Here is a 12,420-nt window from a genome sequence, read left to right as displayed (position 1 = left end):
ATTTTGGGGTGGGTTTTAAGCCAGAAACTGAAAATTTTTGGGGGTAAAAATATTTGAATAGTTCAGTTTCTGCGGTTTTTGACTCTGATCTGCTCTTTCTTGTTCCCTGATATACATAAAAATTGAGGATAAGATTTCTTATCCTCAAGTCTTCTGCTAAAAGCAGGTGGTAAGTATTGGCCAAATGATTAATAAGCTAAAGTGTCTAAAGTCTCTCGTAAATACATTTGCACTTGTTGATCTAGGCGTAAACTTTGTAATTGAGCATTACATTCTAGTTGCCACCGTTTAAAACCGGAACTACCAGATATAACATATTTTAGTTCCTGCCAGAGTAGTTTGTTAGCAGATAATTGGATATCTCTAGGCTCACTACTGCCATAGCCTTTGTTGTCCTGTTGATGCGCGTAATCGCTAGAAGTTGGAAATTGAGTCATAATTTCTCATTCCTGATTTTTCACTTCCCAGAAAATTTGAGATTTGGGATTTTAGATGTCTATTTATTGCAAACTCAAGGGGAAAGACGTAAATCTAGTCACCCAGACCTAAAATTATCAAATTTTGCTTAAACTTTTCCTAAAATAATGGTTTTACCCCTATAAATTCTGTCTCGTTAATCACTAAAAGCGGAATTTGCTGTCAAAAATTTGCAAAAAACTTGTTTTTCATGAAAAAGAGAATTTTGATCAACGTTATTAGTCGTGAATTACGGAGTGCTGAGTTTATCTTATTTGAGTGTTGAACTCTAAATAATCTTAATTCAACACTCATCAACTCAGCACTCAACGTTCTGATCACGGAACTATTTCGTCATGGTTAGGGTACGACGTTTAGTTACCATTTGATAGGCTTCAATGATGTCATTTTCCACCCAGTCATGGAACTTATCAATGCCGATACCACATTCATAACCTGCGTTGACCTCGCGGGCATCTTCTTTCATCCGTTTGAGGGAATCGAGAACACCTTCATAAACCACCTTATTATGACGACGGACGCGCACTTTACAGTTGCGAACCAGTTTACCAGATTGAACATAACAACCGGCAACTGCACCCCGGCCAACGGGGAAGACAGCACGGACTTCTGTTTGTCCCAAGGGTTCTTCCACCAATTCTGGTTCGAGGAGACCTTCTAAAGCCCCTTGGATGTCTTCCAAGAGTTTATAGATGATGTTATATTCTCGAACATCTACACCTGCTTCATCCGCTGCTTGTCTAGCACCACTGGCGTAAGTGGTATTAAAGCCAATAATGACAGCGTTACTAGCCGCAGCTAAGTCTATGTCTGTTTCGGTGATTTCTCCAGCCGTAGCCAGGAGCATCCGAATTTGGACTTCGTTTTGAGGAATTTGGCGTAGAGAGCCAATAATGGCTTCCACAGAACCTTGCACGTCGCCCTTGAGGATCAAGTTGAGTTCTTTCAACTCGCCTTCTTGTGCTTGTGCTGACAGGGTTGTGAGAGTGACACGACCTTGCAACAAGCGGGATTGTCTTTGTTTGTCCGCGCGATCGCTTGCTATAGAACGAGCTTCTTTCTCGTTTTCATAGACCTCGAAATCATCACCAGCAGCGGGGACATCACTTAAACCCAATACTTCGACAGCAAAGGATGGACTAGCAACGTCTACACGCCGGCCTCGATCATTAACCATGGCGCGGACTTTACCAAAGGCCGAACCAGCTACAAGCATATCCCCAACGTGGAGAGTACCATTTTGAATCAGCAAGGTAGCAACAGCACCCTTAGCTTTATCCAAATGAGCCTCAATGACTGTTCCCTTAGCAGCCCGATCTGGATTAGCGGATAGTTCGGCCACTTCCGATACCAGCATAATCATTTCTAGGAGAGTATCGAGGTTTTCGCCCCTGATAGCACTGACGGGAACCATAATAGTTTCACCACCCCAGTCTTCAGCGGTGAGACCGTAATTAGTCAGTTCTTGTTTAACTCGCTCTGGTTGTGCGCCTTCTTTATCAATCTTGTTGATAGCGACAACAATGGGAACATCTGCGGCTTTAGCGTGGCTAATAGCTTCGATGGTTTGGGGACGAACACCGTCATCAGCAGCGACGACCAAAACGGCTATATCTGTCACCCTAGCACCTCTGGCACGCATAGCTGTGAAGGCTTCGTGTCCGGGAGTATCTAGGAAGACAATCTGCTGTGGTTTGCCTTCATGTACTATATCAACATGATACGCGCCGATATGTTGGGTAATACCGCCAGCTTCTCCAGCCGCAACTTTAGTTTTGCGAATAGAGTCGAGGAGGGTGGTTTTACCGTGGTCTACGTGACCCATAATGGTGACCACTGGAGGACGACGAATCAGGTGATCCAAGTCTTCCACGTCAATCATTTCTGTGATCTTGCGAGCTTCGGCCTCCCGTTCCACGATTTCGACTTCTACCTCTAGTTCTTTGGCTACTAGGGTAATAGTCGGAATATCCAGGTTTTGGGTGATACTGACGGCCATGCCTTTCATAAACAGGATTTTGACAATCTCTGTATCGGCAATTACCAAGGCATCCGCCAATTCTTGGACTGTTAATGGACCGGTGACAGCCAGTGTGGCTGGACGGTCTGGTTTTTGTTCTACAATTTCTTGACGACGATGTTGCTCGCGGGAATAACTAGATTTTTTACCTCTAGTGGTGGGAGCAGCTACAACCGCTACCGTTGGCGCACCGGGGCGAGTCCCTTTAGGTTTGGGAGGACGGGCAATGGAAAGACTGACTTGGACTGCTGCGGAAATTTCACCCAGACCTTCATCAAGTAAATCCTCTTCATCGAGTAAATCATCTTCTAAGACTGGTTTGACCCGTTTGCCCTTTGGTCCAATCTTAGCCTTTTCTTTGATTTCGTCAATGATTTCTTCTTCTTGCCATTTTTTCCCACCTTTGTTTAGACGTGGAGGTGTGGGACGTTTTAAATCCAGGATATCGGGAACTATTAGTGTATTATCTAATACTTCCTTCTTCCCCCCTCCCACATTATGCCGGGGTGGAGTGGCAATGGGCATGGCGGCCACTGGTTCACTGGAGCGTGCTGGTCGAGGGCGTTGGCTGTCACCACCCACTGATGGTTTACCAATTCGCTGTTCTGGTTTTGTCGGGGCTGAAGTAGCACGACTGGGTTTTGATGGTGCTGGGGATGAACTTTGATCCGATGAAGGTTTATTAGCTTTACCTCGAATCGGATGGGGATTCTCTTCAGCACGTTGTTGGCGATCGCGTTTGAGGACGGGTTTTTCGGAAACTCCTACAGATTGTGTTTCTGGTGGTTTTGTCCCATCTACTCTGGCGGGAGGAGAAACCAATGGGGGTTTTTGGGGTTTTTCTGGTTTCGGTCTGGGAACAGATATTTTTTCTGGTTTTTCCGCCGTTACCTTTTCCCCTGCTGGTTGAGGATTAGATACCTGTTCCGGTGGGGTGATATTAGGCTTGTGCGGAGTTTCAGATTGATTCCTGGGTACTGGTCGAGTTGGTGCCGTCGGCTTCATGGGTGACACTGGTGTAGCGAAAGTCCGTGGAGGTGAAGGATGATTAGCGTCAGCAGCAGCAGTCGCTACTGAAGCATCTGGTGTGTTGGTGGTGGTGTTTCTCAATATTTTCGGTTTGCGAATTTCCAGAATTTGCTGTTTGTGATTGGTGCTCTTGTGGTTTGGGAATGAATTTGGTCTATGGCCATTTGTACCTTGTTCCTTTTTAGCAGCCTTTTTAGCAGCTAAATTGGCGGCAATGAGCTTTTGGGCTGCGGTACGAATTTGTTCAGCTTCTGATTCAGAAATCGTGCTGCTATGGCTTTTGACTGCAATGTCGAGCTGGTCGCAAATTGCTAATAGCTCTTTATTGTCCAAATTCAATTCCTTTGATAAGTCATAGATTCTAACTTTGCCGTTGTTCATCCACTCTTTCCCCTTTAATTTACAGTTTTAACGGATGGTTGCCTGGTTTGTGACATCTCCACCCTTTGATCACTGTTTTTTCGGTTGCCCTTGGTGATATTGCCGGTGCCTCCAGTTAGGAAAGAGAGATGTTTCGGTTTCATGCTGGCTTTGCCACCATTTAATTTTCCTGACGCGATTGATCATCGCGGAGGTGATGGTTAATGCCCAACTGCGCTTTGGCGCTACCAGGTTGCCATTTTTGATTTTTTTGTTTTGCTTTCTTTATGCGTTTTCTACAACACAATCCAGAAAAACTTTTTGGGAGTAATGCCCTGCGGCCTCCCAGGAAAGAGAGATCGAAAAAGCTGTTTACACCCATTTACCATTTTGGCACCAACTTGAGCGATACTAAAGGTGAGGATTAGATCACTAATAGTTCAGCTTTTGTCATCATCTCTTTAGAGATTATCGCAATTTTTGTTGTCACCATTAAATAATATCTTGGGGATTGCTGTGATTTAGACGTTGCCACAATGTTTGATACACTGCATCTGGCACTGCCCCTCGCAGCGATTTCCCTAATCTATTTTTTTTCTGAGCTACTTGGAGGCAAGTCTCCTGAGGACAAATGTAGGCAGAACGCCCCATGCCCTGATCTAATTGTACCTTTCCCGATGGAAAGACGCGGACAATCCGCCAAAACTCTTGCTTCAAGTTGACTTGGCGACAACTAATACAACGCCGATAGTTGGGTTTCATCAGTGGTCAGTGGTCAGTAGAAAAAATCATCTTCCCCGGATATTGTCTTTCCTGGTATGTTAATCTTCTTCTGATTCTAATTCTTCTGCGATTTCATCTTCTCTATCTGTCCTCTCATCTTCATAATTTTGTGATTGATATTGCGCTCTTACTGCTGCAAATTTAGTATTTTCGGCTTCATAATCATACTTAGCTTGATCTTTAATATCAATTTTCCAACCAGTGAGACGGGCTGCTAATCGCACATTTTGCCCTTCTTTGCCAATGGCTAAACTCAGTTGATCTTCTGCTACTAAAACGTGGGTTTGGCGACTTTCTGGGTCCATGAGCCTGACTTCATCTACCTTTGCTGGACTCAACGCATTGGCAATATAGGTGGCTGGGTCTGGTGACCAGCGAATGACATCAATTTTTTCTCCCCGTAATTCGTTAACTACGACTTGGATTCTTGATCCCCTGGCACCAATACAAGCACCAACGGGGTCTACATCTCGATCTAGGGTATCAACGGCAATTTTTGTCCGAGGTCCAACGTAACGAGAAGGGGGATTGGCTTCTCGGGCTACGGCGACAATTCGCACTACTTCATCTTCAATTTCTGGGACTTCGTTGGCGAATAAATAAACGACTAAACCGGCATCAGCACGGGATACCATCAATTGTGGACCCCTTTGCTGTCCTTGGGAAACTTTTTTTAGATATACCTTAAAGGTAGCATTAGCTCGATAGTTATCGTTGGGTAGCTGTTCTCGCTTTGGTAATTCTGCTTCTACTTCTGATTGTCCGAAGCCGCTACTAACTGCTAAAACTACAGATTGGCGTTCAAATCGTAAGACTCTAGCTTGTAAAACTGTGCCTTCTAAGTCTTGAAACTCTTCTTGCACCATTTGGCGTTGTTGATCTCGCAATTTTTGCGCTAATACTTGTTTAGTTTGCATGGCGGCCATGCGCCCAAATTCTCCTTGGTCTGGGGTGACATCCAAGACTACAGAATCTCCCAGTTGGGCTTCTGGGGCTACTTGCTGTACTTCGTCTAGGGAAATTTGATGGTCTGTGTTACTAACTGTTTCAACAATGTTTTTGGTAGAAAGAACACGAAATCCTTCGCTCTCTATATCTAATTCTACTTCAAAATTCTTAAAATACTCCTCATCAAATTGTTTACGTTCTAAATTTTGGGCGCGACGATAACGTTCGTAACCCTTGAGTAATGCTTCTCTAATGGCTGCTTGTACAGCTAAACGCGGTAAGTTGCGTTCTTGGCTAATACTTTCAATTAGCTCTTTTAATCCCGATAAAGTCACCATTGACATACGCAGTCTCCTAAAATTTTATGTAAAGTCAGCACAATGAGATAATGGGTGATGGGTAATTGTTTCTCCATGACCAATTACTCCGCACCAATTACCTTTTTCCCGGTCTCCCATCCAATGTCTAAAATCTAATATTGATTACCTACGCTCATCTATTTGTACTCTGGTGATGAGGTCACGGGGAATTTCCACTACACGACCTTTTTGGTTAAGGTAAACTGTAGTTTCGTCCCGGCGAATCAATAGACCTATCCACTCTTGCTTTTGTTCGTAGGGTGGGGAAGTGGAAATAATTACAGGAAATCCTTTGAAGGAAATAAATTCCCTGTCTGTTACCAGTTGTCTTGAAATACCAGGACTAGATACTTCCAATATATAAGCGTCTGGTATGATCTCTGTCGCATCTAATGACGCTTCTAAGGCACGGCTCATCCTTTCACAATCATCCAGGCCAATGTCCTGTAGAGGATTAAATATGTCTACCCGTAGGATTGGAGGACTTTGATTTGTATGAAAAACTACATTAACAATTTCCAATCCTAATTCTGTTGCTACTGGTGTCGCCAAATCAATAATTTGTGGTATTAAAGGATGAGTCATGAGAGAATTCAATAAAAAAAAGTGGGCTTCAACCCACTTCCTGCGATAGGGATATCTTCCAAGAAGTCTTGTGACGCACTCCATGAGTTCGCCCCTAACATGAGTGTAGCCTATTTCTTTAATTAATAAAGATGGTCTCTCAAAAATTAGGGGGGTAGGAAGTGGGAATAGGGAATAACGGAATAAAGAGATTTCTGAATTAGTGGTTATTCATTTTTGTCATTTGTTTGTAATTTTTAATTTGAGTTAAACAAGTACATTGGGGGGAAAAGCATGAAAGCAATATTAATGACAGCAGCGGGTAAGCCGGATGTTTTGCAATTACAGGAAGTACCTCAACCCGTACCAACAAATACAGAAATTCTAGTTCGTATCTTAGCGGCTGGTGTTAACCCTATTGATACTAAATTACGTCAACGAGGTACATTTTATCCTGAGCATAAGTCGGCTATTTTAGGATGTGATGGCGCTGGTATAGTGGAAGCTGTGGGTGCTGATGTGCAAAGGTTTCGGGTTGGTGATGAAGTATATTTTTGTTATGGTGGTTTGGGATCACATCAGGGAAATTACGCTGAATATACTACTATTGATGAAAGATTTGTCGCTTTTAAACCCAAGTCTGTTTCTTTTGCGGAAGCAGCAGCCGCACCCCTGGTTTTAATTACTGCTTGGGAAGCTTTATATGAACGGGGAAGACTTGAACCGGGAGAAAGTGTATTAATTCATGCTGGGGCTGGTGGTGTTGGTCATGTAGCTATTCAATTGGCTAAACTAAAAGGTGCAAGGGTAGCAACTACGGTTAGTTCTTTAGAAAAGGCTAGTTTAGTTACTGAAATTGGCGCTGATCAAGTGATTTTTTATCGAGAAACTGATTTTGTCAATTCTGTATTAGACTGGACTGATGGTGCAGGTGTGGATTTAGTTTTTGATACTGTTGGTGGTGATATTTTTGAAAAGTCTTTTCCCGCAGTACGCATTTATGGTGATATTGTCACTATTCTCGAACCTAAAGCTAATACTGTTTGGAAGGTGGCTAGAAATAGAAATCTGCGAATTGGTTTGGAATTAATGCTGACACCAATGTTATCAGGAATTGTGGAAGCATTAGAACATCATGGAGATATTTTACAACAGTGCGCTAATTGGATAGATGAAGGTAAGTTAAAGATTAAAGTTAGTCAAACTTTTCCTTTATCTCAAGCAGCACAAGCACATACTTTAATTGAAAATGGTTCTGTTTTAGGTAAGGTTGTTTTATTAAATTGATAATTAAGTAGGAAATTTGTTGAGATGATTGTGTTTATAACATTCCCATTCTTTTCCAGGTACAATAATAGGAAATTCACCGCATATAAACACAGATCAACGCAGATGAATCTCTACCTTTGTGGAGGAGGAAATGGTATATATGGTGAGAAAATTGGGGAGTGACTGAATTCTGGATTTTGAAAAAAAGCATCATATCTTAACTCCCATAAATTGTTTCTAACCATGATGGGAAATAGTTGTAATATTTCCCGTAAAATTACTTTTTAGACCAATTAATCACAGGTTTGATAATATGACAGTAGCTAGAATTGGAATTATTGGTGGTAGCGGTTTGTACAAAATGGACGCGCTTAAAGATGTGGAGGAGGTAGAAATTTCTACACCTTTTGGTTCTCCGTCTGACGCGATTATTCTCGGAACTTTAGAGGAGACAAGGGTAGCTTTTCTAGCACGTCATGGTCGTGATCATACTCTATTACCTTCTGAGTTGCCATTTCGGGCTAATATTTACGCTATGAAGCAATTAGGGGTAGAATATTTAATATCTGCGAGCGCTGTGGGTTCTTTGAAGGTTGAAGCTAAACCCCTAGATATGGTAATTCCTGATCAGTTTATTGATAGAACCAGAAATCGAATTTCTACATTTTTTGGTGAAGGTATTGTTGCTCATATCGCTTTTGGTGAGCCAATTTGTAAAAAGTTATCTGGTATTTTAGCGGATGCGATCGCTGCTTTAAATTTACCAGATATTACCTTACATTATGGCGGTACTTACGTATGTATGGAGGGACCGGCTTTTTCCACTCAAGCGGAATCTCATTTTTATCGCAGTTGGAATGCTACAGTGATTGGTATGACAAATTTACCAGAAGCAAAGCTAGCTAGAGAAGCGGAAATTGCTTATGCAACATTGGCAATGGTGACAGATTATGATTGTTGGCATACTGATCATGATAGTGTGACGGTGGAAATGGTAATTAGTAATTTACATAAAAACGCGATAAATGCTCAAAAGGTAATTCAAGAAACCGTAAAGCAATTAAGCGAAATTTATCCTGTCAGTGATGCTCATTCAGCTTTAAAGTATGCTATTTTAACGAATCTGGACAAAGCACCGACAGCAACTAAGGAAAAATTGCGGTTATTGTTAGAGAAGTATTTGTAAGGAATATTTTGCCTGAGAGGATGTTTTGTTTGAAAGTCTTATAAGACACAAATACACCTAAAAAACCTAACCTCCCTAACTCCCCCTAACCCTCTCCTAAAAGGAGAGGGAAAAGGAAAAACTTTTGTTACTGGGATGGGGGTTTCAAAACCTCTATCCTTTTTGACTTTCCAAGCATCCTCATTAGAGTTTTAAAATCAATCAATGATATTACAACCGAATGTAAGTGTAGCCTAGTAATCGCAACAAATTTATATTGTTTAATTCGTCTTGGGCTTCATTTACCATGACAATTGGGTATTTTTGCATGGGAATACTCTTAGTTATAAACCATCGGGTTCAATACCTAATTCCTTCAACCGTTGAGTTAAAATTGCTACTTTAATCTCTGCCTCATCAGCCCTTCGCTGTTCAGTTTCAGCTTTTTGACGTTCAGCTTCAGCTTTTTGACGTTCAGCTTCAGCTTTTTGACGTTCAGCTTCAGCTTTTTGACGTTCAGCTTCAGCTTTTTGACGTTCAGCTTCAGCTTTTTGACGTTCAGCTTCAGCTTTTCTAATTTCTTCTAAATTTGCTTCTTCTGGCGTAAGTATTAATCTACCCTCAACGGTAAAATACCTTAACCTATTTTCCAGCACTCCTAAATATAATCCTAATTCCTGACTCCAATACCAACCATTTTCTGAAGGACTAATACTTTCGTATTCATTTCCTACTAATCTCCAGCCTACCAATTCTAAGGTATTCGGGGAAAACCAAAAATACTCAGGAGTCCTAAATCGAGTTTGATACAATTCTTTTTTTAATCCTCTGTCTACTTTGGCTGTAGAATCAGAAAGTAATTCAATAATCAAATTCGGATATTTACCGTCCTCTTCCCATATTACCCAGGAAGCACGGGGACGTTTTTCCGTGTTTTTGACTAGGAAAAAGTCTGGACCTCTAAAGTCTCGATTTTTTAACTGTTGTCGACTATAGTAGATGCTGAGATTTGCACCAATGAAGAAATCTTCTTGATCGCGCCATAACCATTCTAAGCAAGTTACTAATATTAATAGTTGTGTATAATGTAAGGAGCTTTCCATTTCTGGTTCGTCGCTGAGTAGTTCCGTGCAATCTGGCATTAATGCTTCTATTTCTTGTGCGGTTAAAGCCATAGGTTTGATTTTGATAAGTTACTATCCTTAGTATTAACTATAATTCATCACCAAAAATTTTTATGGCACTGATCACCCAAATTACCAGCAAATGCTACTTAAACAACTTGAAAACTAAAGTTTAAACTTGCCCAATTATTGACATCTAAAATATAAGCATCAGTGGTAGTAGGGTTAATATCATCTTTAACTTTACTGCTGTGATGTAAGTCTTGCAATAGAGCTTGGGCAACTTTTAAAGGATTAACTAAAGGACTAATGGCTTGTTGATCTGTGGTAGGATATTTGGCAGTGGCTAAGGCTGTGAGAGTTTCCTTAAAGGGGTTTGTGCTGAGAATAATTTGGTGTTGACAAAAGGTAGAAAGTGTCGGAACTAACCAACCGGGTATAGGTTGATTATCTGGAATTTTGACGGTTTTGCCCGGAGGAATGAGGATTTCTGTTAATTGGGGTTTGTGAGGAGAAATGTTGTTTGGTGGAAAAACTTGCCAAGGATAAAAGGCAAAGGCACTTTGGTTATTATTTAAAGCTACTAGAATCAAGTATACAGGGCGATCGCTCAAATTTTCAATTTTATATTGCACCAGACTACCTACAGAAATTGTGGGAATAGCGGTGGGGGAATAACTGGGTCTGGGATAGGTTTTATCGCTATTAGCAGTTTCTACGGTTTCCCTAACCATGAGAATACGAGGTAAAATGTTATTAACAACCTCTAAAGTTGCCCTAACTGGTAAACGGGAAGTACCCTCATTTTCCGTAAGTTGCCATAATTTTGATGCTAACAGGGTAGAAAATTTTGGTGTTAATCGTTGCACTGCTACTTTTACAGCTTCATCAATTTCCCCTACGGTATTGGTAATTAGTTCACCACCCAGGGAAAAAACACCATAACGGCTGGGTATTTGGGAAACTTTACCAAAGACATAATCAGCGGTTTCTGTGCTGGTGACAATATTAGCCACATTGCTAATTCCTGAAAAGGCGCTGGTAGCATCTACCCGTTCAATTCTTTCTAAACCCTGATCTAAGGCAATATTCACATGAATATTTCTGGGTAATACGCGAACAGCTTCTTGTACTATTTGTCCAAGTGCTAATTTGATAATTTCTTTATCTACTTGGGCTTTAGCTATTAAACCAGTTCGGGATTTAATAATTAACTCTTCTCCAGTCTCCAGAGTTAAACGAGAATTTACGCCATAATTTGCTAGAACCAGGGGAGGTAATCCTCCTAACCATAATTTGATTGTTTTACCATCATCTTCTGTGGCTTTAACTATACCTACACCCCTAAAGTTATCAATCGGGAAATAATCAGCAATTACAGCATTTTCAGGATTTTTCCGCGCACTTAATAGGCTTGGTTGTTGTTTACCACCTAGCTTATATATAGAACTACCCAGATGAGAGAGAAGAACTTGTATTGTTTTTTGGGGAGTAGTTTCCCACAAATATTGAGTTAACGCATAAGTAAATAATCCCGCACTCCAACTAGGAAAAAGTAATTCTCCTGCTTGTTGATTTGGTTCTGAAGTGGCTTTAAGAATCAGGGCATTATTAATAGGTGATTTTTGATTTTTGAGTTGTGATAAAAACTCTAATTCTTCCGTTGCCAAAGTCAGAGATGATAATTCTGGACGAGTACGAATTTGCAAACCTGTGGATTTTAATTCACTGGAATGATAGTAACTAGTATCAAATACTGCTGTAACTTGATTTGTAGGTAGAGATCGCAATAATAGTAAGAGAGTTTCTTCTAGTAAATAGTTTACAGATTTTCCATCTCCTAAATTATTTTCATCAACGGGAAGTATAGCATTTTGTAATATTCCCGTGCTGTAGATCCCCGAATTCTTGAAGAAGTCAGGGATTTGATCATTTGTCTTCACGCGAGTACCATAACCTGAAAAATGGAAAATCACCACATCTTCAGGTTTGACTTGCTTACCCAAATGATCTACAAAAGCCGCTGTAATTAGGTCTTTAGTTGCTTGTTTGTCTGTTAAATTCAGAATATCTGCTGCTGCAAAACCAAAGCGATTAATTAACAGTTCTGTTTGCAATTCCACATCAGTGACACAACCAGCCAGGGCAGGACTTTGTGAATATTGATTAATACCTATCAAGAATGCTAACTTGCGAGATTTGGATTGTGCTAAAGCCTGGTAATAAGGATTGCCTAAACTTAACCACTCTTCTTGTGCTAGTCCTAATGCTGCTAAGGCGCAGCTAATTTCTTGTAAAAACTTACGCCGTTTCATAATTAAC

9 protein-coding genes are annotated in these 12,420 nt (G+C 41.0%); 2 read left to right on the top strand and 7 right to left on the bottom strand.

The features are described 5' to 3' along the window. Positions 1–188 precede the first annotated feature (188 nt). The 5 genes from FFO06_RS02660 to rimP form a co-directional block, all read right to left on the bottom strand. The gene (locus tag FFO06_RS02660) at positions 189–437 is read right to left on the bottom strand and encodes a hypothetical protein (protein WP_137906637.1); all 249 of its coding nucleotides are present in this window, start codon (positions 435–437) and stop codon (positions 189–191) included. A gap of 365 nt (positions 438–802) precedes the next feature. After that, on the bottom strand, positions 803–3,907 hold the full coding sequence (gene infB / locus FFO06_RS02655) for a translation initiation factor IF-2 (protein WP_137906636.1): 3,105 nt from the start codon (positions 3,905–3,907) through the stop codon (positions 803–805). 471 nt (positions 3,908–4,378) lie between these two features. Continuing rightward, the gene (locus FFO06_RS02645) at positions 4,379–4,648 is read right to left on the bottom strand and encodes a YlxR family protein (protein ID WP_137906635.1); all 270 of its coding nucleotides are present in this window, start codon (positions 4,646–4,648) and stop codon (positions 4,379–4,381) included. Positions 4,649–4,707: 59 nt separating this feature from the next. Continuing rightward, positions 4,708–5,961 carry a transcription termination factor NusA gene (gene nusA / locus FFO06_RS02640; protein WP_190372765.1) on the bottom strand — a complete coding sequence of 418 codons (1,254 nt, stop codon included), beginning with the start codon at positions 5,959–5,961 and terminating at the stop codon, positions 4,708–4,710. 138 nt (positions 5,962–6,099) lie between these two features. After that, positions 6,100–6,561 carry a ribosome maturation factor RimP gene (gene rimP, locus FFO06_RS02635; RefSeq protein WP_137906634.1) on the bottom strand — a complete coding sequence of 154 codons (462 nt, stop codon included), beginning with the start codon at positions 6,559–6,561 and terminating at the stop codon, positions 6,100–6,102. A gap of 273 nt (positions 6,562–6,834) precedes the next feature. Here rimP and FFO06_RS02630 point away from each other — a divergent pair, with 273 nt between their 5' ends. Beyond that, the gene (locus FFO06_RS02630) at positions 6,835–7,827 is read left to right on the top strand and encodes a zinc-dependent alcohol dehydrogenase family protein (RefSeq protein ID WP_137906633.1); all 993 of its coding nucleotides are present in this window, start codon (positions 6,835–6,837) and stop codon (positions 7,825–7,827) included. 295 nt (positions 7,828–8,122) lie between these two features. Continuing rightward, entirely contained in the window at positions 8,123–8,995 is an 873-nt protein-coding gene (locus FFO06_RS02625) for an S-methyl-5'-thioadenosine phosphorylase (protein WP_137906632.1), read from the top strand. A gap of 323 nt (positions 8,996–9,318) precedes the next feature. On the opposite strand, the gene FFO06_RS02620 is transcribed toward FFO06_RS02625, so the two are convergent. Together FFO06_RS02620 and FFO06_RS02615 are read right to left on the bottom strand one after the other, a co-directional pair. Next, positions 9,319–10,149: a Uma2 family endonuclease gene (locus FFO06_RS02620; protein WP_137906631.1), complete on the bottom strand. Its 831-nt coding sequence runs from the start codon at positions 10,147–10,149 to the stop codon at positions 9,319–9,321. A gap of 98 nt (positions 10,150–10,247) precedes the next feature. Beyond that, positions 10,248–12,413 (bottom strand): caspase family protein, encoded by a 2,166-nt coding sequence (locus FFO06_RS02615; RefSeq protein ID WP_137906630.1) that lies wholly within the window; start codon positions 12,411–12,413, stop codon positions 10,248–10,250. Positions 12,414–12,420 lie beyond the last annotated feature (7 nt).

It is taken from the genome of Dolichospermum planctonicum (assembly GCF_005402965.1).
In the GTDB taxonomy this organism is placed as follows: Bacteria; Cyanobacteriota; Cyanobacteriia; order Cyanobacteriales; family Nostocaceae; genus Dolichospermum; species Dolichospermum planctonicum.
The sequence above is the reverse complement of the archived record's forward strand: the minus strand, read 5'-3'. Positions and strand labels throughout refer to the sequence as shown.

Bases quoted from the DNA above. Each gene is read 5' to 3' on its own strand.
- nusA (WP_190372765.1), bottom strand. From the start codon at position 5,961: ATGTCAATGGTGACTTTATCGGGATTAAAAGAGCTAATTGAAAGTATT.
- infB (WP_137906636.1), bottom strand. From the start codon at position 3,907: ATGAACAACGGCAAAGTTAGAATCTATGACTTATCAAAGGAATTGAAT.
- FFO06_RS02615 (WP_137906630.1), bottom strand. From the start codon at position 12,413: ATGAAACGGCGTAAGTTTTTACAAGAAATTAGCTGCGCCTTAGCAGCA.
- FFO06_RS02660 (WP_137906637.1), bottom strand. From the start codon at position 437: ATGACTCAATTTCCAACTTCTAGCGATTACGCGCATCAACAGGACAAC.
- FFO06_RS02645 (WP_137906635.1), bottom strand. From the start codon at position 4,648: ATGAAACCCAACTATCGGCGTTGTATTAGTTGTCGCCAAGTCAACTTG.
- FFO06_RS02625 (WP_137906632.1), top strand. From the start codon at position 8,123: ATGACAGTAGCTAGAATTGGAATTATTGGTGGTAGCGGTTTGTACAAA.
- rimP (WP_137906634.1), bottom strand. From the start codon at position 6,561: ATGACTCATCCTTTAATACCACAAATTATTGATTTGGCGACACCAGTA.
- FFO06_RS02620 (WP_137906631.1), bottom strand. From the start codon at position 10,149: ATGGCTTTAACCGCACAAGAAATAGAAGCATTAATGCCAGATTGCACG.
- FFO06_RS02630 (WP_137906633.1), top strand. From the start codon at position 6,835: ATGAAAGCAATATTAATGACAGCAGCGGGTAAGCCGGATGTTTTGCAA.